24 protein-coding genes are annotated in these 25774 nt (G+C 36.1%); 3 read left to right on the top strand and 21 right to left on the bottom strand.

Annotation, left to right across the window (positions count from 1 at the left end; genetic code table 11):
* Positions 1–112 precede the first annotated feature (112 nt).
* The 12 genes from ABS916_RS05740 to ABS916_RS05685 form a co-directional block, all read right to left on the bottom strand.
* Complete coding sequence (locus tag ABS916_RS05740) at positions 113–862, bottom strand: OmpA/MotB family protein (RefSeq protein WP_350450976.1); 750 nt, start codon at positions 860–862, stop codon at positions 113–115.
* Positions 859–1665, bottom strand: a complete 807-nt coding sequence (locus ABS916_RS05735; protein ID WP_350450975.1) for a motility protein A — start codon at positions 1663–1665, stop codon at positions 859–861. The genes ABS916_RS05740 and ABS916_RS05735 overlap by 4 nt, the downstream gene beginning before the upstream one ends.
* Positions 1666–1789: 124 nt before the next feature.
* Positions 1790–2293, bottom strand: a complete 504-nt coding sequence (locus tag ABS916_RS05730) for a glycosyl-4,4'-diaponeurosporenoate acyltransferase CrtO family protein (RefSeq protein ID WP_350450974.1) — start codon at positions 2291–2293, stop codon at positions 1790–1792.
* A gap of 4 nt (positions 2294–2297) precedes the next feature.
* Positions 2298–3407, bottom strand: a complete 1110-nt coding sequence (locus ABS916_RS05725; protein WP_350450973.1) for a glycosyltransferase family 2 protein — start codon at positions 3405–3407, stop codon at positions 2298–2300.
* A gap of 11 nt (positions 3408–3418) precedes the next feature.
* Entirely contained in the window at positions 3419–4831 is a 1413-nt protein-coding gene (locus ABS916_RS05720; protein ID WP_350450972.1) for an aldehyde dehydrogenase family protein, read from the bottom strand.
* Positions 4821–6326, bottom strand: a complete 1506-nt coding sequence (locus tag ABS916_RS05715; RefSeq protein ID WP_350450971.1) for a phytoene desaturase family protein — start codon at positions 6324–6326, stop codon at positions 4821–4823. Before ABS916_RS05715 ends, ABS916_RS05720 begins: the two co-directional genes overlap by 11 nt.
* A gap of 92 nt (positions 6327–6418) precedes the next feature.
* Positions 6419–7279 (bottom strand): phytoene/squalene synthase family protein, encoded by an 861-nt coding sequence (locus tag ABS916_RS05710; protein WP_350450970.1) that lies wholly within the window; start codon positions 7277–7279, stop codon positions 6419–6421.
* A 45-nt stretch (positions 7280–7324) separates the two neighbouring features.
* Positions 7325–8833: a phytoene desaturase family protein gene (locus ABS916_RS05705; RefSeq protein ID WP_350450969.1), complete on the bottom strand. Its 1509-nt coding sequence runs from the start codon at positions 8831–8833 to the stop codon at positions 7325–7327.
* 59 nt (positions 8834–8892) lie between these two features.
* Positions 8893–9348, bottom strand: coding sequence for a MarR family winged helix-turn-helix transcriptional regulator (locus tag ABS916_RS05700; protein WP_350450968.1), 456 nt, complete (start codon positions 9346–9348; stop codon positions 8893–8895).
* 47 nt (positions 9349–9395) lie between these two features.
* The gene (locus ABS916_RS05695; protein WP_350450967.1) at positions 9396–10076 is read right to left on the bottom strand and encodes an ABC transporter ATP-binding protein; all 681 of its coding nucleotides are present in this window, start codon (positions 10074–10076) and stop codon (positions 9396–9398) included.
* Positions 10077–10091: 15 nt separating this feature from the next.
* On the bottom strand, positions 10092–11183 hold the full coding sequence (locus ABS916_RS05690; protein WP_350450966.1) for an ABC transporter permease: 1092 nt from the start codon (positions 11181–11183) through the stop codon (positions 10092–10094).
* A 134-nt stretch (positions 11184–11317) separates the two neighbouring features.
* Positions 11318–11950 carry an NUDIX hydrolase gene (locus ABS916_RS05685; protein ID WP_350450965.1) on the bottom strand — a complete coding sequence of 211 codons (633 nt, stop codon included), beginning with the start codon at positions 11948–11950 and terminating at the stop codon, positions 11318–11320.
* A gap of 151 nt (positions 11951–12101) precedes the next feature.
* On the opposite strand from ABS916_RS05685, the gene ABS916_RS05680 reads away from it, so the two are divergent.
* Positions 12102–12926: an aminotransferase class IV gene (locus tag ABS916_RS05680; RefSeq protein ID WP_350450964.1), complete on the top strand. Its 825-nt coding sequence runs from the start codon at positions 12102–12104 to the stop codon at positions 12924–12926.
* Positions 12927–13032: 106 nt separating this feature from the next.
* On the opposite strand, the gene ABS916_RS05675 is transcribed toward ABS916_RS05680, so the two are convergent.
* The 7 genes from ABS916_RS05675 to ABS916_RS05645 form a co-directional block, all read right to left on the bottom strand.
* A complete protein-coding gene (locus ABS916_RS05675) occupies positions 13033–13491 on the bottom strand; it encodes a threonine/serine exporter family protein (RefSeq protein WP_350450963.1) in 459 nt (152 codons plus the stop codon).
* A complete protein-coding gene (locus tag ABS916_RS05670; protein WP_350450962.1) occupies positions 13488–14252 on the bottom strand; it encodes a threonine/serine exporter family protein in 765 nt (254 codons plus the stop codon). The genes ABS916_RS05675 and ABS916_RS05670 overlap by 4 nt, the downstream gene beginning before the upstream one ends.
* 254 nt (positions 14253–14506) lie before the next feature.
* The gene (locus ABS916_RS05665; protein ID WP_350450961.1) at positions 14507–16057 is read right to left on the bottom strand and encodes a gluconokinase; all 1551 of its coding nucleotides are present in this window, start codon (positions 16055–16057) and stop codon (positions 14507–14509) included.
* Between the two features lie 246 nt (positions 16058–16303).
* Positions 16304–17632, bottom strand: coding sequence for a 6-phospho-alpha-glucosidase (locus tag ABS916_RS05660; protein ID WP_350450960.1), 1329 nt, complete (start codon positions 17630–17632; stop codon positions 16304–16306).
* 34 nt (positions 17633–17666) lie between these two features.
* Complete coding sequence (locus ABS916_RS05655; protein WP_350450959.1) at positions 17667–19271, bottom strand: PTS transporter subunit EIIC; 1605 nt, start codon at positions 19269–19271, stop codon at positions 17667–17669.
* Between the two features lie 123 nt (positions 19272–19394).
* The gene (locus tag ABS916_RS05650; protein ID WP_350450958.1) at positions 19395–20165 is read right to left on the bottom strand and encodes a MurR/RpiR family transcriptional regulator; all 771 of its coding nucleotides are present in this window, start codon (positions 20163–20165) and stop codon (positions 19395–19397) included.
* Between the two features lie 27 nt (positions 20166–20192).
* On the bottom strand, positions 20193–20831 hold the full coding sequence (locus ABS916_RS05645) for an SGNH/GDSL hydrolase family protein (protein ID WP_350450957.1): 639 nt from the start codon (positions 20829–20831) through the stop codon (positions 20193–20195).
* Positions 20832–21150: 319 nt separating this feature from the next.
* Here ABS916_RS05645 and ABS916_RS05640 point away from each other — a divergent pair, with 319 nt between their 5' ends.
* Both ABS916_RS05640 and ABS916_RS05635 read left to right on the top strand, forming a co-directional pair.
* A complete protein-coding gene (locus tag ABS916_RS05640; RefSeq protein ID WP_350450956.1) occupies positions 21151–21762 on the top strand; it encodes a 50S ribosomal protein L25 in 612 nt (203 codons plus the stop codon).
* Positions 21763–21924: 162 nt separating this feature from the next.
* Positions 21925–23211: a hydroxymethylglutaryl-CoA reductase, degradative gene (locus tag ABS916_RS05635; protein WP_350450955.1), complete on the top strand. Its 1287-nt coding sequence runs from the start codon at positions 21925–21927 to the stop codon at positions 23209–23211.
* Positions 23212–23545: 334 nt separating this feature from the next.
* Here ABS916_RS05635 and ABS916_RS05630 read toward each other — a convergent pair whose 3' ends face one another.
* A complete protein-coding gene (locus ABS916_RS05630) occupies positions 23546–24718 on the bottom strand; it encodes a hydroxymethylglutaryl-CoA synthase (protein ID WP_350450954.1) in 1173 nt (390 codons plus the stop codon).
* Positions 24719–24929: 211 nt separating this feature from the next.
* The gene (locus ABS916_RS05625; protein WP_350450953.1) at positions 24930–25691 is read right to left on the bottom strand and encodes a sugar phosphate isomerase/epimerase family protein; all 762 of its coding nucleotides are present in this window, start codon (positions 25689–25691) and stop codon (positions 24930–24932) included.
* Positions 25692–25774 lie beyond the last annotated feature (83 nt).

Raw genomic sequence — 25774 nt, 5'->3', positions numbered from 1 at the left:
CTACATTTGTAATCATTTCTATATTTTAAGTTTACAACTGTAATCGTTTCTTGTCAACTATTAGAATTGAACTGATAGGCAAAAAAAAAGAAACTCATCTGAGCTTCTTTTTTTATTGTGCTATTTGTTCTGTGTTATTAAATTCACTATTTAAGATTAGGATATCCACTCTTCTATTTTTAAGTCGTCCTTCATTTGTTTCATTATCTGATTTTGGTCGATATTCTCCATATCCTACTACCGAAACCCGATTTGGATTGATTCCTGAATCATTTATGATAATTTGAGCTACATTGCTCGCTCTTAAAACGGAAAGATCCCAATTGGATTTATACTTTGGGTTTGATACGGGAACAGAATCTGTATACCCTTCTACACGAATGAAACTATCCTTTAACGCAGGCTGGTTTAATAATTTCCCAATATCAACGAATTTATTTTGCTGATCTGCTTTTATTTCTGCATTGCCACTGTCAAAAAAAAGTGCATCGTTAAAACTTAAAACCAGTCCCCGTTCTTCAATAGAAGTCATCACACTATCATTAAGCTCACTAGTATCAATATACGCATCAATCGCTTCTTTTACCTCTTCTTGTTGCTCTTCTTCTGTCAGTTCTGTAGAACCCTCAGAGTTTTCCGCATCACTGGATTCGCTTCCTCCTTCGAGGATCCCAGTTCCGCCTCCACCCATTTCCATACTAAAAACTGAAGCCAGCTCATTATATTTTGATTTATCCATTTCACTCATGGAGTACATAATGATAAAAAATATCATTAACAGGGTGATAAAATCTGCATAAGATAACAGCCATCGCTCATGGTTTTCTGGTTCTTCTTCATGCTTCTTATTTCGTCTACTCATACTTCAGGAACTGCCTTTCCTTCGTGTATACTGTTACTATCTACTACGATTTCTGAACCATTAAGAAAACCGGTTAATTTTTCATTTATTAGATTAGGTCGAACACCTTGTTGGATCATTAAAATAGCTTCTAAAATCAATTCTTTTTCCATTTCTTCTTTCTGAGCAATTTTTTTCAAGCGCGTTGCAATAGGAAGGAAAACTAAGTTCGCACTTGCTAATCCATAAAGAGTAGCTAAAAATGCAGAAGAGATGCTAGCTCCTAATTGAGACATATCCGCATCAGCCAAGCCCCCTAATACATGGACTAGCCCTAGAACCGTTCCTACAATACCCATTGTTGGTGCGGTACCTCCTGCTGAATTAAAAATTGCAGCCCCCGTCTTATGTCTTTCTGAAATAGCATCCATTTCTAGCTCTAATGTGTCTCGTATCATTTCGTAGGATTCTCCATCTACAACTAATTGGATTCCTTTTTTTATAAATGGATCAACATCTGAACTATCAGCTGCTTCTGATTCAATGCTTAGCACGCCTTCTCTCTTTACTTTAGCTGCCAACGTACTGAAGTAAGCAATAATCGTTGTTAGATCTTTTGATTTTGCTGTAAAAGATACTTTTATTATTTTCCCAATATTTTTTACATACTCTAGAGGGAATGCAAGCAACACACTTCCAAGTGTTCCACCAAAAACAATTACTGCTGGGGTCCAAGAAATTAAGGCACCTACATGACCTCCTTCACCCATAAAACCAATGATCATAGAACCAAAACCAATAACTAGTGCAATAAATGCGCCCATTGTAATTCCTCCAAGTTTTTAATACAAATTGATTAAATTATCTCTATGTATACTATCGGTTTTTTTATCCTATTTTTAAGTCTTATCTAATAAAAAAATCCACTGATTCTACTAAAAATTAGAATCAGTGGATTTTATATTGTCTTGCATTCTTGCGATTAAGTACTCTTTCAAGTCGTGGACGATTGTACCTTTGCACAAGAATAATCGGTACATTAAATAGTAGCGCATAAATGACCATGATCCATCCAAGCCATACAGGATTCCATAAAAAAAAGAGAACAGAAGGAAGAATGGAAAGCCAGTGAGTAAGTTCAGCTCGTTTTGTTTCAAGTATGAATGTTTCAAGATAATTTGCTTCTTTTTGCTGCAGATATTTTTTATAAAAACCCTTTTTTAGTATTCTTGTACCGTCAGGAATAATTTTCGCCCAATTTTTTATATCGAAATGTGTCTGCCAAAATTGCCCTTCATTTTCCCACTTTCTTGCTGGATAGATAAAGGTTTGCTTTTGAAAATAACGTTCTGGTAAAGACAACGTAAAAAAAGAAATGCTTATTTGAAAAAATGCCCATGCGAAACTGTCAATAATGATGGTCCATACCATTGGAAATTCTATGAGTTGCATTGGCCTAAACCTCCAATTTTCGTCCACTCCAAGTAACTCTGTGGAGTACTTTTGTCAAAAAGAGCGACCAAACAAATAAAACGATAAAAAACAAAAAGAATAGCGGGTAACCAAATAAGATTAATAGACTGAATTGGCCAAAACGACGAGCAAGCCAATAGAATTGTACGGCATAAACTATACAAACTAAACTGGCGATAATCAGTAAACTAGTGTCATTTGCCAGTAAAGCTACGAGTAAAGAACCGAATGTAAAAAATGCTCCACTGATCCAAAATGAAATTAGTCCTGTCACTATAGGATGGGTAGACTGAGCAGCTGTGCCAAAACTTTTCGTCCATCCTTCGACCAATTGCTTGATTCCTTCTGGGTACATTTGAAACTGTATCAATCCTTGTCCTCCGTAACAATGAACTGGAAAATTATTTCCTCTGAATTTTTCACCTAAAGCAAGATCATCCATTATAGCTCCTTGAATAGCTTTATGTCCTCCAACAATAAGATACTCCTCTTTTTCACATAAAATACAAGGTCCAAATGAACCTGCCGTTTCAATTTGAGTACCTAGCGGAGTAAATACATTCATGCCGGCCATTAAAATAATATTAAACACAGCTGACAAATTTTCATACCAGTTTGTTATCTTGTGAAAGGGTTGAAATGAGAGAATGCCAGTTGCACCAACAGATTGGTAGGTCACCAATAGCTGTTCCAAGCTGGATTTAGTTTCAAAGAACGTATCTGCATCTAAGAACAACAACCAATTACCTTTTGCTTCATTTGCCCCACTCCAACAAGCAGCGGATTTCCCCGTCCATTCATCACTTTTTTGCTTTTTAATAACTTTTGCACCCTGTTGTTGAGCAACAGCAACTGTCCTGTCAGAAGACTCATCATCTACAACAATAACTTCAATCGGTTTGAATGACTGATTGTTTAAAGATGCCAACAGCTTCGGCAACCGATTTTCTTCATTTCTCGCCGGGATAATAATCGAAACTGTTTTTTTTACACTAACGTTATCAGCGCCTTTAATAGCCAAAGGAACTTTCCAAAGCATCAAAAAGCCACTGAGTATTGAGATAAAATTTACTAACACAACTATGAACAGCATCGTTGCTCCTCCTAAAATAACCAGCGTCTCCATTTACGAAGCAGGTTTAAATCATTAGACTGATAGGGCGGGTATTGTTTTTGGATATTAAATGGCAAAAGATGAGTATAGATTGTTCGTTCATAACTAAATGTGGCTAAGCTGGCTGAGCCATGATAACGTCCAAATCCACTGGCCCCTACTCCGCCAAATGAACTATCCGAACTGATTGCGTGTAAAATTACTTGATTCAGACTAAAAGCTCCTGAACGTAATTTAGTTTTAATGTACCCAATGTTTCTTTTATTTTTACTAAAAATATATGTGACAAGCGGGTCATCCATTCGTTTCAGTTCATTTACTAATTTTGACAAGTTTGTATATGGGATGACTGGTAAAATCGGACCAAATATTTCTTCATAAAGAATTGAACTACGCGCTGTTATATCTGTCAATACCGTTGGCTCTATCCTTTTTTTTGTAGCATCCGTTTTTCCGCCGTAATAAATACTTCCTTGTTTCAAAAAATCGACTATCTTTTCAAATTGTTTTTCATGAGCCATTCGCCCAATCGTTTCCTCTTCAAGCGGATGCAGACCATAAAACTGTTTGATTTGTTCAACTGCCATTTGAAGGAATTGTGGATAAATCGTTTGATGAACATAAACAGTATCTGGAGCAATGCAACTTTGACCAGCATTTAAAAATTTTCCCCATACAATTCGTTGCACAACAGCTCTCGTTAAATTTGTCTCATCAACAATACAGGGATTTTTACCGCCTAACTCCAATACAACAGGGATTTGTTTTTTAGCAGCTGCGCGATGCACAATGGTTCCAACTTTTTTGCTCCCTGTAAAAAAAATAAAATCCCAAGGTAATTCTAATAACTCAGTAGCAACTGCGGCGTCTCCATTCACAACCATCAAAACATCTGGCGAAAAGTAAGCCCCTATTAAATTAGCTAGAAGCTTGGCTGTCTCTGGAGCAAATTCAGAGGGTTTGATAAAGCAGCTATTTCCTGCCGCAAGAGCTCCAATTACAGGCATAAGCGCTAATTGTAAAGGGTAGTTCCATGGACTAATAACCAATATAGAACCATAAGGGTGATGCTCAACTGTTGTTTTGCTCATAGAACCTAATTTAATATGACGTTTATGCTTAGGTCGTTGCCAGTTGTTTAAACGACGTTTCATAAAATCAATTTCTTGAAGCAAGACTGCCAGTTCAGAAGCATACGCTTCTTCTAGTGATTTTCCTAGATCTTTATATAAAGCATTGAGCAATTCAGATTCATTTTCCATTAACAGCAAGCGCAAGACCTCTAAAAGTTGTTTTCGTTCAGTTGGATTTAAATGATTACTATCCGCTACTCGAGTTTTTTGATGCTGTTGAATAATGGACCAGTTTATTTTATTGTCGCTAACGCCTGCTTTAGTTCTCATCTTGTTGGTCTCTTTGAACGATTTTATCTCTCACTTGTTGCCCACTCATCGTAACCATTGGCATACCTCCACCTGGGTTTACAGTTCCGCCAACGAAATAGAGATTGTCATACCGTTCACTATGTTTAGCATGCTTAAAGCCGTGATTTTTCTTACGGTTAGAAACGGTTCCGTAAATTGAACCTTTGTGAGATCCATAAGTTTTTTCAATATCCTCCGGTGTCCACAGATCTTCTGTCACAATATGCTTCCGTAAATCGGTCAAGCCCATTTTTTCTAACTTGATCAGTACACGTTCACGAAGTAAAAGATACTCTTCATAAGTAAATGGCTCATCTTGAATATATGGAATATGAGGCAAAATTTTAATGTTTTCATGTCCTGGTTTTGATTGAGCTTTATCTGTTTTGTTCACATTTACTAAATAAATAGTCGGGTCTTCAGGTAATTTATGCTGATTGAAAACTGTATCAAAATGATTGGCTGGATCAGCTGAGAAAAAGAAATTATGATGAGCAAGTTGCGGATATTCTCTGTCCACTCCAAGATGTATCACCAATCCCGAACTTGAAGGTTCAAAACGTTTTTCTAATTTTTCAATAAAAGCAGGTTCCTCATGTAGTAATTTTTGATAAGCCGGAATAACTTCCATATTAGAAATATAATAGTCGGCTTTTCTTAAAGAGCCATCTGCTAGCTCTACAGCACTGATTTGATTTTGTCCGTCCTTGATAAAGGAGGTAACACCAAGACCAGTATGCAGTTCTACACCTATCTCAGTTGCTAGTTTAACTAATCCTTCAGCGATTTTATGCATACCTCCTGGAACATACCATACCCCCTGAGCATGTTGCATATAAATCATCATGTTTAGTACCGCTGGTGCATCGTACGGAGAAGAGCCAACGTATTTAATAAAATAGGCTAACATATCACGCACTTTTTGATTGCTGATTCTTTTTTCAATGGCATCGTACATGGATGAAAAGTAATCAAAGTCTTTCATCGAACCAACTAAGCCATGCTCACGGAAAATTTCTCCCGTTTTATCTAACCCTTTTTCAAAATACCCTTTTTCAGTTGCATCGTATAGTTTTTTAGCATACTCTAAAAATTCTGCATATTCCTTCATATCTTTTTCACTTAACTCACTATTTTTATAGCTCATTTTTTCTAAATCGCTATACAAATCAATAACAGAGTTGTCTGGAAAGAAAGATCTCCACTGGTGGTCTAGTTGAATAATCGATATGTAGTCAGCCATTTTGCGATTGCTACCTGTAAATAACTTTTCGAATACGTGTGGCATCGTTAAAATGGAAGGGCCTAAATCAAACCCAAAACCATCTTGCTCCAATCGATTTAATTTGCCTCCAAGATGTTGATTTTTTTCATAAAGCGATACGGCATAACCACTTTGTGCTAGTGAAATAGCCGCTGAAAGGCCACCTAAACCTCCACCTATAACGATAACTGTTTTCTTTTGAGTTGACATAGTTAACCCACTCCTCATGTAGTTTATTATAACGAATAGACAAGAAAAGTCCTAAACTAAAGCTATGCAGCTTATTGGTCAAGGACAAATTCTTATTTTATTGATCGGTAAATACGTTGCATTTCTAATGGTGATACATAATTACGCTTAGTAAAGCAATCATAATTATTCTTACGTACAGCATTCAGTAGACCACGGTATATCGCTGATGAAAGTTTGACAGGCAATCGACTATCTTCATCAAAGTAGCGAAAGCTCTCTTGTACATCATCATACAAATATTCTGCACGTTGAGCTATTTTTTCCCAAATACGAATAAAATTAGCGTTGATGATTTTTTGTTCTAACTCTTTTTTTGTATAACTTTCGGCAGCCAGCTCAGAAGCTGGTAAATAAATTCGATCAATTTTTTGGAAATCTTCGCCAACATCTCTTAAAATGTTTGTCAACTGCATAGCGATCCCTAAATTAATCGCTAGTTGAGTGAGGTCTTGGTGCGATTTTGAAGCCAAAACAGGCAACAACATTAATCCAACTGATCCAGCAACATAATAGCTGTAGGTTTCTAATTCCGATAGATCCTTTGGTTCAGCAAAATCTATATCCATTTTTTGGCCTGTTAACTGATCATAAAAAGGCTCAACAGACATGTCATAACGTTCAAAAACATCTGCTAACGCACGCCAAATGGGGTGATCAATAGGATGACCTTGTTCGAACAGCGACAATTCTTTTTCTAAATTTGCTACTGCCAACAGTTGTTCTTCTTTTGTGTCAACCAAATCTACGCTATCATCAGCCCTTCGACAAAAAGCATAAATGGCAAATATAGCTTGTGCTTTGGCTTTTGGTAAACGCGAAAAAGCATAATAAAAACTTTTTGAATGGTGTTTAATAATTTCTTCGCAGTATTGATAATCTTGTTTTATGGTTTCTTGTCTATTCGCTTCCATATCCAGGCCTCCCATAGTGTTGATTAAGTTTCATACAGTAGTGGACTATGGCTTAACACCACGATCATCTAAGATCAATTCTTCAGTAGCTATTTTTGCAGACATCAATACGATCGGCACACCAGCTCCAGGGTGGGTACTGCTTCCAGCAAAGTAAAGATTTTCACAATTTTTAGCTTTAGCTTGTGGACGAAAATGATTGCTTTGTAATAAATTAGGTCTTAATCCAAAACAAGCACCATTATACGCATTAAATTTTTCTTTGAAATCAATCGGTGTCATGTAAGTTTCTGATACGATCTCATTCTCAACATTTTCAAAACCTTTAAGTTGTTTTAACGAATTTAAAACTTCTGACCGGTAATGCTGGATCGTTTCTTCAGTCCACTCATAATCCGCAGTAGATAAATCAGAAACAGGGACTAATAGATAAAGTCCGTCTTTTCCTTCTGGAGCCATAGATTGATCCATTTTTGAACCCATATATAGATAGTAAGAAGGATTATCTAGCAACTTACCAGCGAAAATATCTTCAAGATTTTTATCTAAATCCTCAGCAAACACAAAATTATGCAATTGATCAACACCTTCGTATTTACGGTCCATACCTAAATACATGATAAAGCAAGAACAAGAATATTTCATACTATCGATTTTTTTATCTGTGTATTTCCCTTTAGCAGCAGTGTCTTGCACTAAATTTTTTATAGCGTATGGGAAATCGGCATTACAGACAACATAATCCGCAAGAATCTCTTTATCGCGTAGTAAAATTCCATACGCTTGTTTATCTTCAATCAAGATTTTTTCTACTGGTGAATTGTAATGAACTTTTCCACCCAATTCTAGAAATAAGCGTTCCATCGATTTAGCCATCGTATACATACCACCTTCGATAAACCAAACGCCATAGAGCAGTTCAATCATAGGGATAATGGTGTAAAGAGAAGGTCCGTTAACCGGTGAAACTCCTATGTATAAAGTTTGGAAGCTAAGCATTTGCTGCAATCGTTTATCTTTTACAAATTTGCCAATGGAATGATTAGCGCTATCAAACGTTTTTAATTTCAAAGCCTGTTTAATCATAAACGGGTTATAAAAGTCCAATGCGTTACGGAAAGGACGTTGTAAAAAATGATCCTTTGCTACAATAAAACGCCCATAAATATCTTGAAGATAACTCAAAAAACCCTTCGCATCTTCATCACTGATTCCTTCTAGAGACTCCATTAATTTGACCAAATCAGAAGAGACATTAAACTTGTCTTTCTCTTCTGTTCCAAAAAAGGCAGTATACATCGGATCCAGCCTTTTCATTGGGATATAATCATCTGGATCTCTTCCTGCTAATTCAAAAACTTCTCGATAGATTTGTGGCATCATAACGATACTAGGCCCTAAATCAAAAGTATAGCCGTCCTTTTTAATTTGGTGCATTTTCCCACCAGGTATGGCTTCTTTTTCATAAATTTCTACTTCATATCCTTCGTGCTGCAAACGTATAGCACTCGCTAGACCGGCTACGCCAGCTCCGATGACTGCTATTTTTTTCATCAAAAACACCCCTCATTTCCCATCATTTACTCTACTGAATTTTTTGAGTTTATGTCACGTTAATCATTTTTTTCTTCTAATTGATCAAATTCATTATTTAATGACTTCAACCCTTTAAAAAAAGCTTCATTATTTATATCTGTCATATTGCAATGCTTGATCTCATTTAAAATCGCTTTTGAAATAGGTTTTTTAGCTTGCTGACTTTTCTCAGTTAATGTGACAATTACAGCACGTTTGTCTATATCGGATGTGACTTTTTCAATCCACCCTTGTGTTGCCAATCGATTAAGGATTGGGTTAAGTGTTCCTATGCTCATACCTATGCGGTCACTAATATTCTTTATAAATACATGATCTTCATCCCACAATGCTAGTAAAACAAGGTATTGAGGAAAAGTTAGTCCAAATGGTTTTAATGCTCTTCCGTATATTCTTGAAAATCCATTTGAAGCTTTGTATACTTCAAAACATAGTTGGTCTTCTAAAGACCGAACAAACATGGTTTCATCCAAATAAATCTCTCCTTCCAACCTAAGTGCTTTTTTTCGTCTTTCAGATCCTATTCACTTGATTCTCTTAAAGACAAAATACCATCTTTCATAACATACACTTTATCACATTGGCTGATCAATCGTTCATCATGGGTGACCATAATAGTCGCTTTCTTTTTGTTTTTTGTTTCGCGTGCTAGTATTTCTACTACTTCAAAGGCTTTTTCAGAATCCAAGCTTGCTGTCGGCTCATCTGCCAAAATAACAGATGGCTCATGATACAATGCGCGAGCGATTGCAACTCGTTGGCGTTCTCCACCTGATAGATCACTTGGGTATTTATCTTTCAAATCTAAGATACCTAGCTCATCTAGTAAATCGTCTCGCTTCTGCTTATCTACTTTTGTTTTTTCAACTTTGTTAACCAGATTCAGTTGGTCTTTTACGGTTAAGAATGGAACTAAATTTGACGCTTGCAAAATAAATCCAATTTCTTCAAAGCGTAAAGCAGCTCGTTTTTTTTCAGCAACCTCACTAAAAGGTTTTTCATTAATCATAACGGTACCTTTTGAAGGCTTTTGTAGCCCTCCAATAATCGTTAAAAGTGTACTTTTACCAGAACCACTTGGACCAATAATCGCAACAAACTCTCCTTCTCCTACAGAAAAAGTGGTCTCTTTTAATGCTTCTACTCGTTTATGTCCTTCACCAAATGAACGGCTCACGTTATCCAACTCTATTAATTTCATTTTTGATTTCCTCCTTTATCCGATTGCTTCTAATGGATCAATCTTAACTACTGTACGCACTGAGAATAACGCTCCTAGTACAGCTACAATGATAAGTAAAGCTGTTATTCCAGCAATAAATAGAACATTCGAACTATAAGGAACGGTAGCCGGCAATACAAATGATGTGATAATAGTCAAAATCAATCCAATTCCGACGCCAATAGTGGACAATAAGAAAGTTTGTGCAACAACTGACTTCGCTATATAACCTGAAGAGATTCCTTGAGCTTTCATAACACCAAACATGCTCGTTTTTTGCAAGGTCAATACATAGATAAAAATCCCAATAACAACTGCTGCTATCACAATTAAAAATCCAATCATCAATCCAAATGTTAAAACTTGTGCACTGTATCCAGGTATCTTAAAGATATAATCTCCAATAGAATAGGCTACCAAGTCATCAGAGTCTGCGACAACATCTTCTAACGATTCTGCTGAATCTCGAACAACTACTGCACTGATACGCCCATTCTCCGAATCATCTGCTTCTTCAAAACGAACTTCTTGATAAGAAGGAATCGTCGTGTACAAAACAGGAGCCACATTGAATTTAGCGTTTTCAGTAAATCCAACAACTTCTACTTCTTTATCGCTTCCAGCCAGTTGGATCGTATCGCCTAGTTCAATATTTTCTTCTTCTTTCAAACTAATATCAGCCACAACTTCATCATCATTTTCAAATACTCGACCATCAATCACGTCGGGCATAATAAATTCATCTGGATCAATCCCAAAAAAAGTTACATTTACTTTTGATGATTCACCCGTTTCACCTTCTTTTCGTATCACACTAGGAGCTAAACCTAGTAAAGCAGTATCATCCGCTGTAACTTCTTCTGCTTGTTCAAATGTCATCATGGACATATTAATATTCGTATTTGATTCATCGGTTAGAACAATGGAATCTGCTTCCCATTTATCTACACTTGTCCGATTATCTTGAGCTAACCCATATGCCAATCCAGTTAAGAAATAAACCAAATAAGACACTAAAATCATTACCCCAATAATTAATGCAAATCTAGTTTTTGAATGCTTTATTTCTTTCCATGCTAAAAACATGTTGTATCCCCCTTTTATAATAGCTCGTTCTTTTTAGAATAATAAATGCAATGGTTTGTTTTTCAGTTTATTAAACAAATTTTACATCTTACACGATATAGTATACTCAGAATAAAATTTATTGTAAACTAATCTTACTTATTTTCCGAAGAAAAATTAGTTTTATGCTCTTTTAGCAGTTGGATAAAACGATCCGTAAAATTAGCTGTGAAGCCCCACAGTGTTCGATTATTCAATGTATAGAAAGGTACTACATGCTTTTCTTGCTTCCAGTTGTATTTTTTACCACCAGGAATTCGATCAAACGGAAAATTCTCTTCGTGTTCTAACTTCACATGTGCCTCGTAATAAATAGGATCATGTGTTAAAAAATAACTCACTGGTACCGTATAGACTTCTTCCACTTCTTCATTAAACTGAATTTCTTTTACTTTTACATTTCTTAGTTCCCCTACGAAAGATCGGATGATGACGCGCTCGTTAACAATGTAATCCATTTCTCCTAAAATTCGGATGGAATCTCTAGAAAGGGATAATTCTTCCATTGTTTCGCGAATGGCAGCTTCTTCGTAAGTCTCTCCCCTTTCTACTCTTCCACCTGGAAAAGAGGTCTCGCCTGGTTGAGAAATATTCTTGCTGCGTACTTCAAATAAAAGATGCAACTCACCGTTTATTTTTATTAAAGGAATCAATACAGCAAAGTGCCGCTGGTGGGTAAGGGGTTTTGCATCATAATTTTCTAGTAATCCTTTGATTTCATCTAACATTATTAATCCTCCTTCATTTGCTACACTTTAACCTTCATTATAAGGAATCAAACGGTCATACACTAATCTTATTCTTGCTAATCGTACAGTAAGTTCATTACAATAGAAGAAAACAAACAATTTATTCGTTCACACAAAAGGGAGTTTAATTATGGAACAAGTAGAAGAGACCTTTTATTTTATAGACAATCAAAAGATACCAACCAAACAAAACGCTATATTTGACGAGCTAGACGGAAAAAACATTTATGAAGTTATCCGTGTTCAACAAGGTATTCCTCTTTTTCTAGAAGATCATTTGGAGCGTTTTAGAGCTTCAGCAGCTGCTACTGGTCTACTCTTAAACGACTCCGATACAGTTTTAACAAAACGTATTTACCACTTGGTAGCACTGAATCATGTCGTTAATAAAAATATCAAACTCATTTTAAATAACACAAAAGGATTATTGATTTTTTTCACGACATCTATTTATCCTCCACAAGACTACTATCTCAATGGTATGCATACCACGTTATTAAAGTTAGAACGAACAGATCCTAATGTTAAAACATTGCGTAAGGACTACCAGCAAGCTGTTTTAGCTGAACGTAAAAAGCAGCAAGCTCATGAGGTATTGCTCGTTGATCAAACAGATCATGTAACTGAAGGCAGTCGGTCAAATTTATTTATTGTAAAAAATAATAAACTATACACTTCTCCAGCTAAAAATGTTTTGCTTGGTATTGTTCGAAAAAAAACATTGGAATTATGTACGAAATTAAAAATTGAGGTTAGAGAAGAAACGATTGCTGTTTCAAAGCTACCTGAAATTGATGGAGCCTTTATAACGGGTACGGGAAACAACATCTTACCCATCAAATCAATTGGGGAAGTACCTTTGCATTCTACAACCAACCCGATTATCAAAACGCTGATGACAGAATATGCTCATCTTGTCGAAACGTATATCTTAGAACATCAACCTCCTCATTGATTTGCTCATTTGTAACCATCAAAAAAATAGACAAAAAATCCGAGATCTAAAATGCGATCTCGGATTTTTTGTTTCGAATAGGTTTATGTTTATTAGGAAAAGATTTCTATTCTTTTTTCATTGATGCGATTCGTTTTCCTTTTAAATATTGCGCTCTTTTTATTACTTTAAATACTGTGTCGATTGTAAAAATAGCCAAAGCGATCATTCCTGCTATTTGGATGGTATTTTGAAGGTGGCCTTGTGCCAAATTGGTATTTCCTTGAATAAATTCATAAACCGTTAAGTACATTCCCGAACCTGGTACTAATGGAAAAAAACCTGGTAAGAAAAAAATGGTTACAGGGACTTTAAAAATACGCGAAAAAATGTGTGATTGAGTAGAAATCACTAATCCAGAAATGTATGTTGCCATAACAGATCCTAATGTTTCAAGACAAACCAGATAAACTCCCCAACCGATTGCTCCTACTACAGCTGTTGCAAAAATATGTTTTTTTGGCGATTCTAAGCTAATTGCTGCTGCCGCAACTGCTAAAAAAGCTCCAATGACTTGGCTGATCAAAATAGCACACCTCCAATAAGTACTAACCCTATCGCAACGCCTAAAGCAATTGATAGAGCAGTAACAAATGCTTCTAAAGCTTTAGCACCGCCAGACATGTAGTCTCCTTGTAAAGTATCACGTATGGCATTTGTAATAGCCGTTCCTGGAACTAAAGGCATTATCGTACCCGTTATAACAACACTTATCATAAGCGTTGGAAAAATAAACATCTGCATTAATCCAGCACCCACAGATATAACAGCAGAAGATAGAACATTTCGAACAAAAGAACCCATATCTAACTTCTTTTCGCCTTTTAAGATTAATGCCAATAAAGCACCATTTATTCCAGCAGCTAGTATTTCAAAAAGACCTCCACCTAAAAGTAAAGCAAATGAAGCAGCTAAAGCTGATGTAGCAATATCTTTATGGATAGGCTTATATTGTACTTTCCCAATAGTTTGCAAAGCTGTATAGGCTTCTGAAATTGTAATTTCATCACTAGTCAATTGCCTCGAGATCGTATTTACACTAGCAATGTTATTTAAATTCGTATCGCGCACGTTGATTCGATTCACAATCGTAATTGGATCTTCTAAGCTAGGGTCATCTAGTGTAGCGACCAATCCAGTAGCAATAGCAAATGCTTCAGTTGTTTCAAATTTTGACGTTTTTAAAATATGGTTCATCGTATCCTCTACTCGATACGTTTCAGCGTTACTTTCTAGCATAATTTTCCCTGCTAGTATGGCGACATCCATTAGTGTTTTGTAATCCATTCTATCGTCTCTTCCTTTCCCACAATGGCTAACCGCATTCTTTAAACTACCGCTTTCTCTGTACATGTAAATTTTAACTTAGTATAGCATAGTTTATGAATCCATTTGAACCTTTCATTTCATTCTTACTTCTTTTTAATAAGAACCTTTTTAGTTAAAAAAAACAGAACAGAAAATTCTGCCCTGTAAAAAAATCTTACTAGTTAAGTCACTGTATGTACTTATCAGTAGTTGTTTTATTCTTTTTTGCTCATTCAGTGTGCTTCATTCAACATTCCACGAACTTTTGTCATCTCTTTTGCTAATTTTTGATACACAGGAATAATTTTTTGGTAGTCTGTTGCCGCTTGTTCGTTATACTGTATGCTGATTTTTGATTCAACTGTATCTTCTATGAGCTCTTTCTCCTCATGGCTAACTACTGTTTCAATCGCTTCTTCCGTTCCTTTACCAATCAAGATTGCACCTAAACAAGAGCTCTCGAAACTAGTTGGCTGCTGCATCGTTCTTTTGAATATATCTGCTATCATTTGTTTCCATAGTGGCGAATTTAAAAAGCCACCTGTTACATTTATTGTTTTAGATGGACCGCCAACCTCTTGAATGATCTGCCAAACATCATAAAGATTAAAGAGTACGCCTTCCATAGCTGCACGTACCATATGTCCAGTAGTGTGTCTAGAAGCCAATCCGATAAAGCTACCCGTAGCTTCCGACTCCCATAAAGGAGCACGTTCGCCGTTTAAATAAGGTAAAAAGAATAAGCCTTCTGCACCGGGTTTTATTGTTTCAGCAAATCGATTAAGCTGTTCTAACCTTGTTTCGATACCATTGTCCATTATTTTGCTGCCTTCTGGGTATAAAATTGACGTCAGCCATGACATGACATTCCCACCATTATTTACGGCCCCTCCGATAACCCAGCGGTCTTTCGACAGGTAGTAACAAAAGGTTCTGCCTTCTGCATCCAATACAATACGATTGGTAACCATTCGAATAGCTCCACTAGTACCAATTGTAATCGCCGTTTCCCCAGGATCCATTGCCCCAACGCCAAGGTTAGATAAACAACCGTCACTGGCACCAATGACCAAGTCTGTTGTAGAATCAATGAACATTTCTTCAGCATAGCGCTTTTGAATTTTATTCCATCTGTATGTAACATCTACAGGTTCAGATAAAAGCGACTTCTCAATCCCAACAAGTTTCAGGATATCATTATCCCATGATAATTCATGAATATTGAATAATCCTGTTGCTGAAGCAATCGAGTAATCAATTTTGTATTCTCCAGTCAAATGAAATAAGATATATTCTTTAATCCCAATAATCTTCTTAGCTTTTTTTAAAATAGCAGGATGATGCTCTTTCAGCCACAAAACTTTGCTGAATGGACTCATAGAATGAACTGGAGTCCCAGTTTTTTTATATAAGGCTTTCCAATCCGTTGTTTCTTTTAAGTGAGAAACTAGATCTGCTGGACGATTATCCGCCCAAATAATACAGTTGGTCAACAATTCATCTTGTTCATCTACGACAATAACACTGTGCATGGCACTTGAAAAAGAGATGAAATCAACTAGATGGCTGATTCCTTTATCTTTTTCCATCAATGTACGTATAACTGAAAGTACAGCTTGAAAAATCACTTTTGGATCTTGTTCGGCCATACCTACTTCAGTTTGATGAATAGAATATCCTACATAAGTACTATCTATTACTTGAAGATCTTCTTGGTATAAGACAGCTTTCGTGCTTGTTGTACCAATATCAACTCCAATTGTATACCGTTTTTGCTTTACCATTCACTAATCCCCCTTGCATTGAATCGAATATCTCCGAATTCATTGCGCAATCATGCGACTATTTTTCTTCAAAATAAAAAATCCCTCACCTATAATCATGGCGTTTGACGATAATTTTGTCAACGTTTTTATAAAGAAAACAAATGTATTGAGACGCTGGATTTCCAGTCAAATTTTCATTACATAAAAAAGACAAGAAAGGTGAATGCAGGTCACTTTTCTTGCCTTTTATTTGTTACACTCTTTTTAGTTTAATTCTGGCCAGAACCCTTTATTCGCTACAATTAAATCATCCAATAGATTTTTAGCCACTTCTGCATTTGGAACGATTTTTGATAGACTTAACGCTTGCCATAATTTTTGGTAGCTTCCTTCAATATAGGCTTCAACGACCATTTTTTCAGCTGTAACTTGTTGCAGCATCAATGCTCTTTCAAAATTTGGAATTTTCCCTTGAGCTAATGGTTCTGGGCCATCGCTGCCCACAATACAAGGGACTTCTACCATAGCGTCATCATCAAAGTTGGCGATGGCGCCATTATTTTCGACGATCAGCAACATACGTTCATGTGTGTTGAAGGCAATCGCACGAGCTAAGTCAACGATAAAGGAAGCGTGACTGTCAATGTGGAAACCGCTGTTTTCAGCAGTCCCTTTTTCAATAATTCCTTTAGCTGCTGTAAATACTTCTTTTTCACGTCCAGCCATTACTTCGTTTGCTCGAGTAAATTCTGGATTTGAGTGAGCTACTTCATAATCCGGATAGAAGTAGTATTTCAAATACGTATTTGGTAAGAAACGCGGTTCAATCGCTAATAGATCTTTTGCCTTTTTATGAGTGGCTTGCCAACTTTCGTCCATGTGTTGTGTATCCACTTCTACTTGAGTCAAGTAACCATTCTCAGCAACATATTCTTTGATTTCATCTAAATATTCATGACCAGTAGCTATGTCTTTCACACTAGTCCACCAACCAAAGTGATTTAATCCAAAGTAACGAACTTCTAATTCGTCAGGTGTTTTGCCAATGATTTGAGACATTCTTCTCAACGTTCCAACAGGCATATCGCAAATATTCAATACTTTTGAATCCGGACGCATTACACGGCAAGCTTCCGCTACAATTGCAGCTGGATTTGAATAGTTTAACATCCAAGCGTCAGGAGAATATTTTTCCATATAATCGATGATTTCCATCATTCCCGTAATACTGCGCATCCCATAAGCGATTCCGCCTGGTCCACAAGTTTCTTGACCAACGATTCCATATTTTAAAGGAATTTTTTCATCTTGTTCTCTCATGGCATATTTCCCAACACGAATATGTGCCATAACAAAATCCACATCTGTAAAGGCCATTTCGGGATCTGTTGTGTGTGAAAACTTCACCTGAGGAGCTTGTTCTTTTAAGAGGATTTCTAAGGCATCTCCTAAAATACTTTGTCTCTCGCCATCATTATCGTATAGTTTCAACTCTCTAATGGGGAAACGATCCATATTATCCAATAACATCATAACAATTCCTGGCGTAAACGTACTTCCGCCTCCTGCAATTACGATTGAAAATTTTTTCATTTTTAATGACTTCCCTTCATTTTGTCTAATTGGTTTACTCGTCTGATTCTCTACCTAAATACTGATCGACAGCTTTTCTGACGCTACTAACTTGCAAGCCGTAAACAACATGGACATTGTGGTCTTTAACGATGACCCCGCTTGCTCCTGTATCATTTTTTAACGCTAATTCATCCACTTTATCTGGCTGATGCAAGGTTAACCTCAATCGTGTGTAACAATTGGTTACCGTATTGATATTTTCTGGTCCTCCTAAAGCTGCAACAATCGTGCTTGCTAAACCTTTTTCATCTTGAGGTACTCCTTCTTTAGCAGGTACATTTTTAGTCTTACTTTCGTTGTACTCATTTTTAGAATAAAGTTTTGTTTCTTGACCGGTATCTTCACGACCGATTGTTTTATATTTGAATGTTGTAATCAAGAAACGGAAAGTAAAGTAGTAGATAGCGAAGAATACAAGTCCTACTAAGATATACATTGGCCATCCGGTTTTCTCAATTCCCAAAGGTACATTGTATAATAAGAAATCAATAAAACCATTTGGTCCGATAGCTCGAACGTTCAATAAGTTTAATACAACCATACTTAATCCACTTAATACTGCATGGACGATGAACAACAACGGCGCTACAAACATAAATGAAAATTCAATGGGCTCTGTTACTCCTGCTACAAATGATGTCACTACTGCAGGAATTAAAATAGCTTTTGCCTTATTTTTATTTTCAGGACTTGCTGTTTGGTACATCGCTAGGCAAGCACCAATTAAACCGAACATTTTAGAAATTCCACGTGCATCCCAAATCACGCTTGGAGATAAGATACTGACACTAGGATCTGCAATTTCAGCGAAGTAAATATTTCTAGCCCCTTCGAAAATTTGTCCGCCTACTTCTTGAATGCCTCCTAGGGAAGTATATAAGAAAGGTGTATAAACTAAGTGATGTAGTCCGGTTGGAATGAGCAAACGCTCTAACATTCCATATAAGAAAATCCCAAAATTTCCACTTTGATTGATCAATGTTCCTAAACTGTTGATACCACTTTGGAAAAATGGCCAAATATAAGTGAATGCAATAGCTAATAATACAACCACTGGGATCAATAGAATGAATACAAAACGAGTACCCCCATAAATCTGGAATGCATTATTAAATTCTTTTTCACAAAATTTATTGTGTACAATTGCTGTTACTACCCCTAATATAATGCCAAGGAAAACACCCATATCCAGAACTTGAACACCCAATACCATCGTTTGTCCCGTTCCTTGTAAAGATTCTCCTTCGAATAATAATCCGCTGATTTCCATAAATTTGTTCATTGCATTAATAAAGACTAAGTAACCTAAAACTGCTGTAAATCCAGCTTCCGATTTTTTCTTATTCGCTAGACCAACTGCTAGACCCATACAAAAAATTAAACCTAAATTATTTAAAATGGATACTAAAGAACCGGATAAAATCGTTCCAAATCCCATGGTAATTGGATTATTCAAAAAGGGAACGGTTTCAATTAGTTTTGCATTTGTAAATAAATTACCGATTGCAATTAAAATCCCTGCAATGGGTAAAATCAATACCGGAATAAACATAGCTTTAGAAAAACGCTGCATACCATCCATTAATTTCTCTTTCATACCTCTTGCCTCCAACTTTTTATTGTTTCGTTTCTTTTAATAAATTTAGTTTATCTTGAAAACGGTTTATTGTATAGCTTTTTGGGTACATAAAAAACGTGTTTCGCACTTTAGAAACACGTTTCACTCATTCACTATTTTCTTTTGCAATTCCTCAAGATAAGTTTTGAAAATAAATTCTACTAACATCAATAGTCTAGGAAAAAAACTATTCGGCAGCATATTGCGATCATCCAGTTTATTATTGTCATTAATCTTAAAGTTTAAATCTGATAGTTCTGCTGCTCGATTGCTTGTTTCCTTTGTAAACGTGATCGTAAAAATCCCTTGATCCTTTGCTACCAATAGTTTATCAATCACTTGTTGGGTTTCCCCAGATTTTGAGATCACAATAAAGGCTCCAATATCTTCTAGATTGTTTTCAAATACACCTATTGAGTCCGTTCCAGTTGCGATAACTGTTTTTTTACCTAAAACCAACAATTTTTTGTACAAATACTCTGCTGCTATGGCCGAAAAACCCGTTGCATAAATAAAAATGTATTTTTGTTTTAAATGCAAAACCTGGTGAATAAACTGGTTGATGTCTTCTCTGCTGTTCTCTTTAAAAAAATCTTTCTGACTAATACGCAAAAAATCTTCATCATTGTCTGCAGGGTGATCCTCTATCTTCTTAACCATTGGTAGTAATTGGTAATACAAGTCAATAAAACCTGTGTATCCCATTTTTTTGGACAGCCGAATAATGGTTGAAGGAGAAGTAAAGTTGTCTTTAGCAATCTCACGTACACCTCGTTCTAATACATCATCGATATTCTCAATAATGTAATGCAAAATTTTTATATCCAATTCGGAAAGATTTTTTCCTTGAATCAATTTACTGATATCATTCACTTAGCTTCCCTCCTATCCATCTGGTCATCAATCATTTTCTATTGTATCAAGCCATATTTCCGCAATTATCTCGTGACCTTCTTGCGTAGGATGCACCCCATCTTCTCCTGTTAGTAAAGCAAAACCTTGTTTGATTCCATTAGCATTCAGTAAGCCATCTAGTGGAATTAAATCAGCTTGAAATTCGTAAGCAAGTTTGCGTACTACTTGAATGCGCGGATCTAAATCGCTACGCCACATTTCACGATCAGTTGGATAAGGCAGGACAAAAGGCTCCATTAAAATAATTTGACGGACAGACTTTTCTACCAGTGCTGTCAATAAAGTGCGGTATTGCTGCTCAAATTGTTGCAAATCTTCTTGACTGCCGAACTGATTTTGTCCCACCGTATGCCACGTATCGTTGATTCCAATCAAAATAGATACAACTGTTGGATTTAAAGAAAGACAATCCACGTCCCAACGAGCAGCCATGTCCTTCAACTTATCTCCTCCAACTCCTCGATTAGAAAAAGTCAGCTCTAATTCGGTATAATTTTCCTTTAAAGCGGTTGCTATCATTAGAGGATAGCCTTGACCTAAATCTGCAACATTCGTTCTATCACGGCCAACATCTGTAATACTGTCCCCGATGAATAGAATATGGTCTTTAAGATTTAACTTCATAAATACGGTTCCTTCCCTTCATTGTGTACACGCTGACTGTAAACGTGTACAATTCCATACGCAATAATTTTAACTCACTATTTATTTTTATAACTTCAGTTTACCTTTATTCTTTTAAAGCAGCAATTCAAACTTTAATTTCCAGATTAAAAAATGTGAAAATTTAGTCTGTTATTTTTATTTATAAAGTCGTTAAATTAGCTTTTTATACTTTTCTTTGTTAAACTGCATTGTAAGGGTTTTAAAACTACTTTCTAGTTTAACACTAGTTAAGTTAACTCAAACCACTCATCACCATAGTTTGAAAGGGGAAAATAATATGAAAGTCAATGCTACTTTAAGAACAGAGGTCGGATCTTCAGCGGCTAATCGTGCAAGAAGAGAAAAAAAAGTAACAGCCGTCGTTAATGGAAAAGGTATCACAAGCACTGCAGTATTATTAGACAGCAAAGAATTAGATAACGTTTTAAAAACATTAGGTAAAAATGCTATCTTTGATGTTGCCGTTCAAGATGGTGAAACTCATCAAGTTATTATCAAAGAGATTCAAAATGCAACTCTTGTAAATCAAATTTTAGACGTTGAATTACAAGTTATTCAAAAAGGAGAAAAATTAACGGTTACTGTTCCAATTAATGTTTTAAATGCTGATGAAGTTAAACGCGGCATTGTTTCTCAAACATTAAACGAATTAGAAATCGAAACTCTTCCAACGAATATCCCAACTGAATTTACTGTTGACGTTAGCGCATTAGAAATTGGTGACGCATTATATGTTTCAGATATTAAAGTTGACAAAGAAATCACTGTATTAAACGATGTTGAACAATCTGTTGTGAGCGTATTGCCTCCATCAGCTGAAGAACCTGAAACGGCTGTTGAAGCTGTTGAACCTGAATTAATTGGTGAAAAAGAAGAAGAAGCAAAATAATCATTCTTGATCAATTAATAAATGAACCAAACCTTTCATCCATTGCTTTAAGAGCTCTGGATGGAAGGTTTTTTATTTGTCTTAATCATAAAAATAATTTCAAGTATAAGAATAGAATATGGTAAACTTTGAGTAAGAGAGAATCACAAGGAGAATACTAAGATGGATAAAACGTATTTAGATAAATTTTATAAAATGAACCATACTGAAAGAATGAATGCTCTTGTTGCTTCAGGTAGACTAACTACAGATGACTTGTTGCTAACCAAAGGCCTACTCTTATCAGATGAGTTAGCCGATAATATGATTGAAAACCATATAGCTAATTATGAACTGCCGTTAGGAATCGCTTTGAACTTTTTAATCGATGAAAAGGACTATATCATACCAATGGCTATTGAGGAACCCTCTGTCATTGCTGCCGCTAGCGCCGGAGCAAAAATCATTGCTCAAGCAGGTGGTTTTAAAACAACTATTTCAGAACGCATTATGATTGGACAAGTTGCCTTAAAAAATGTTCCTGATATTCCTATTGCCAAAAGCAATTTGACTCAACACAAAAATGATATACTAAAAAAAGCTAATGACGCTCACCCTTCTATCGTTAAGCGTGGAGGCGGTGCAACAGATTTGTTCATCCGTGTCATTGAAGCTGATGTTGATGCTGACACACCTGAGTTTTTAATGGTTCATTTGCATGTATCTACACTTGAAGCTATGGGCGCCAATATCATTAACACTATGATGGAAGGCATTACAGCTTATCTTGAAGAGTTAACAAAAGGATCGGCTTTAATGAGTATCCTTTCTAACTATGCGACAGAATGTCTGGCTAGTGCAATTTGCCAAATACCCGTAGGCCTCTTGGAAAAAAATGGGTATTCCGGTGAAGAAGTGCGCGATCGTTTGATTGAAGCTGGTCAATTAGCTTATGTTGATCCTTACCGAGCAGTTACTCATAATAAAGGCATCATGAATGGCATTGATGCCGTGGTTTTAGCATCTGGTAATGATTGGCGTGCTATTTCTGCTGGTGCACATGCTTATGCCTCACGCAATGGACAGTACCGTGCTCTATCTTCATGGAAAAAAGCTGAAAATGGCGATTTGATTGGTCAATTGACTTTGCCTCTGCCTGTTGGCTCAGTTGGCGGATCGATTTCCATCCATCCAGCTGCTCAGTTCAGTAAACGCTTATTGGGCGATCCATCGGCTAAAGAGTTAGAAGCCGTCATCGTTTCCGTTGGATTGGCTCAAAATTTTTCAGCACTTAAAGCATTAGTGACTGAAGGCATCCAAAAAGGGCATATGGGCCTGCAAGCTCGTTCTTTGGCTATCAGTGCGGGAGCAGCGGGTGTAGACATCGAAAAAGTCGCTGAGCAGTTAAAATCAGCTGAAAACATGAATCTGTCTACCGCTAAAGCTCTACTCAAAGAGATCAAATCATAATTAAACAAGAATACTTAAAATGGTGCCTGAAACTCGTGCTATTCTTCAATCCAACTCTTTCATGGAAGAGTTGGATCTTTTTGTTAGTTCACTGTTCCATGAAAATGGTTTTCATGGAACAGTGACTCTCCATTTGAAGCTCACTTGTCCATGAAGATGTGTTTCATGGACAAGTGGGGCTACTTTTACGCTCAACTCTTTCGTCAAAGCCTGTTTCATGGAAGAGTGACTTATCCTATCAATTAGCAAAGACAAAAAAAACTCATTCCCATCTCTGATGAACGTAATCATCAAGGACAGAAATGAGTTTTTTTTGGAGCATTTTCTAATCGTTTTAGTTTGCTTTATTTACATATTGACGCATATTGTCTTTCATACCCGCCAAATAGATAGTTGCTGGATCTTTTGTAGCTTCAAATGTTGCAGTAGATCCATCGATTGGAATTGTTTGTTGAAAAACTTCCTCATACTCTTCAATTGAAATCTCTGTTCTTGAAGCAAATAACTCAGTATGACTTTTTGTTTGTAGATACTCGCGATAGTTCGGTTGCAAGATACCTGTAAAGAACTCCCCAACTGCACCTGAACCGTAACTATATAATCCAATTCTTGAACCATCTTTCAACTGTTCGCTTTGTTCAAGTAAAGAAATAAAACTTAAGTATAGCGAACCGGTATAAATGTTTCCAACATTGCGATTATAGGTTGTGCTTGATTGATAATTAGCCAATAATTTTTCTTGAGTAGCTTCATCTGCTTCTTCTACTACAGTTCTTAATGCTTTAAGACCCATTTTAGTATAAGGCAAATGGAAACAAATGGCTTCAAAATCGTTTAAATCTAAACCTGATTTGGCTTTGTATTGTTCCCAAACCGTTGTAAAAAAATGAATGTACTGTTCATTTGAGAATTTACCGTCAACAAAAGCTGTATCTGAATACACTGGACGCCAAAAATCCATAATATCTGCTGTTAAGTAGGCACTTTGATTTTCTAATGCCATGATCTTTGGATCAGCACTGATAACCATGGCTACCGCACCAGCTCCTTGAGTAGATTCTCCCGAAGTGTTCAATCCATAACGCGCAATATCAGATCCCAACACCAATACTCTGCTATCTGGATTTAAAGCGATATGCCCTTTTGCCATTTGGATTCCTGCAGTAGCGCCATAACAAGCTTGCTTCACTTCAATAGAACGCGCATTTGGATTTAATCCTAGCAAATGGTGCACGTACACGGCACCAGATTTTGAATTGTCGATACCTGATTCTGTACCAAAAATAACAAAATCAATTTTTTCTCTATCCGTCTCATCTAGTATCATTAATGCTGCATTTGCGGCTAATGTCACTGGATCTTGTGTGATAGGAGCTATAGCCATTTTTTCTTGACCAATCCCAATAGTAAATTTTTCTGGCTCTACATTTCTAGCTACTGCCAATTTGTTCATATCTACATACATATGCGGTGCATAAAACCCAATTTTGTCTATTCCAATTTTCAAAAGAAAGGACCCCTTTTTTATTTAATGACTTCTCTTATACAGCTTTATATTCAGTGCATACCTGCCTATTAACCTGTTCTACATCAGCATTCTAATAAATCATAAGTTATTCACAGTTAAAAAACAACTGTTTGCTTGCAATCTAAAGAGAAGCTTAAGAATCTAATCACTAGATAGAGATTTAATATACACTCAATCGTCTTCTTTTAATTTAAGAAATTTCGATATCCTGTTTAATGCTTATTAATTTTGTGATTTCTTCTTTCAATACGGCTAAAGGGTCATTGCCGCATGGGTATTCAATAGCTGTATTGATATCAGTTGGAAATTTACTTAAAACCTCTGCTATAGGTATATCTCCTTCACCTAAAAGCGTCATTTCCAATGTCTCTTCTTTGATATCTTTCAAATGGACATAGGTTACCTGCTCCTTTAAAAATTCTGCGTTCTTAACGGGGTCCTCATGAACAAACACAAAATTTCCAGTATCAAAGGTTATCGAAATATCTGCCCCTTTTTCAATTAATTGAGTACATAGTTTATTTAATTTATCCGCTGTTGAATAGCTTTCTTGACCATTCTCAATCGTAAAATGGCTTATCCCGTATTCTTTTAATACGTTATTTAAAACTATAACATCTTCTGTTGAAACGTCTTTAACGTAACCTGCTCCAAATTTTAAATGCTTTGAACCTAACTCCTTTGTTTCTTTTGCATATAACCTTAAGTCCGGTTCCTTCATCATTTGCTCTGCATAAAGCACATCCGGAACAGAATACAATAATTCAAATCCATATTTTTTTGCTGCTTCATTAAGATCTTTAAATTCAGATTGTTCTTCAATGTAATCTCTTCTGATTTCTATTTTTTTTATCCCTAATTGAGAAAGACCTTCAAAAAAATCCAATTGTTTCTTTCCTTCTTTAACTAACTCATCAAAAACAAGCATATTTACTACGATTGTTTCGTTCATTGTTTCATTCCTCCTTAGTAAAACTCTTTGAAATTTTTATTTATAACATAAAAAAAATGGTAATCCATTAATACTAGATTACC

It is taken from the genome of Carnobacterium sp. (assembly GCF_040274945.1).
Taxonomy (GTDB): Bacteria; Bacillota; Bacilli; order Lactobacillales; family Carnobacteriaceae; genus Carnobacterium_B.
Note: the sequence above shows the minus strand (reverse complement) of the source record. Positions and strands in the feature narration are given on the sequence as shown.

Coding starts and splice junctions, on each gene's coding strand:
- ABS916_RS05740 (WP_350450976.1), bottom strand. CDS start 862: ATGAGTAGACGAAATAAGAAGCATGAAGAAGAACCAGAAAACCATGAG.
- ABS916_RS05735 (WP_350450975.1), bottom strand. CDS start 1,665: ATGGGCGCATTTATTGCACTAGTTATTGGTTTTGGTTCTATGATCATT.
- ABS916_RS05730 (WP_350450974.1), bottom strand. CDS start 2,293: ATGCAACTCATAGAATTTCCAATGGTATGGACCATCATTATTGACAGT.
- ABS916_RS05725 (WP_350450973.1), bottom strand. CDS start 3,407: ATGCTGTTCATAGTTGTGTTAGTAAATTTTATCTCAATACTCAGTGGC.
- ABS916_RS05720 (WP_350450972.1), bottom strand. CDS start 4,831: ATGAGAACTAAAGCAGGCGTTAGCGACAATAAAATAAACTGGTCCATT.
- ABS916_RS05715 (WP_350450971.1), bottom strand. CDS start 6,326: ATGTCAACTCAAAAGAAAACAGTTATCGTTATAGGTGGAGGTTTAGGT.
- ABS916_RS05710 (WP_350450970.1), bottom strand. CDS start 7,279: ATGGAAGCGAATAGACAAGAAACCATAAAACAAGATTATCAATACTGC.
- ABS916_RS05705 (WP_350450969.1), bottom strand. CDS start 8,833: ATGAAAAAAATAGCAGTCATCGGAGCTGGCGTAGCCGGTCTAGCGAGT.
- ABS916_RS05695 (WP_350450967.1), bottom strand. CDS start 10,076: ATGAAATTAATAGAGTTGGATAACGTGAGCCGTTCATTTGGTGAAGGA.
- ABS916_RS05690 (WP_350450966.1), bottom strand. CDS start 11,183: ATGTTTTTAGCATGGAAAGAAATAAAGCATTCAAAAACTAGATTTGCA.
- ABS916_RS05685 (WP_350450965.1), bottom strand. CDS start 11,950: ATGTTAGATGAAATCAAAGGATTACTAGAAAATTATGATGCAAAACCC.
- ABS916_RS05680 (WP_350450964.1), top strand. CDS start 12,102: ATGGAACAAGTAGAAGAGACCTTTTATTTTATAGACAATCAAAAGATA.
- ABS916_RS05670 (WP_350450962.1), bottom strand. CDS start 14,252: ATGGATTACAAAACACTAATGGATGTCGCCATACTAGCAGGGAAAATT.
- ABS916_RS05665 (WP_350450961.1), bottom strand. CDS start 16,057: ATGGTAAAGCAAAAACGGTATACAATTGGAGTTGATATTGGTACAACA.
- ABS916_RS05660 (WP_350450960.1), bottom strand. CDS start 17,632: ATGAAAAAATTTTCAATCGTAATTGCAGGAGGCGGAAGTACGTTTACG.
- ABS916_RS05655 (WP_350450959.1), bottom strand. CDS start 19,271: ATGAAAGAGAAATTAATGGATGGTATGCAGCGTTTTTCTAAAGCTATG.
- ABS916_RS05645 (WP_350450957.1), bottom strand. CDS start 20,831: ATGAAGTTAAATCTTAAAGACCATATTCTATTCATCGGGGACAGTATT.
- ABS916_RS05640 (WP_350450956.1), top strand. CDS start 21,151: ATGAAAGTCAATGCTACTTTAAGAACAGAGGTCGGATCTTCAGCGGCT.
- ABS916_RS05635 (WP_350450955.1), top strand. CDS start 21,925: ATGGATAAAACGTATTTAGATAAATTTTATAAAATGAACCATACTGAA.
- ABS916_RS05625 (WP_350450953.1), bottom strand. CDS start 25,691: ATGAACGAAACAATCGTAGTAAATATGCTTGTTTTTGATGAGTTAGTT.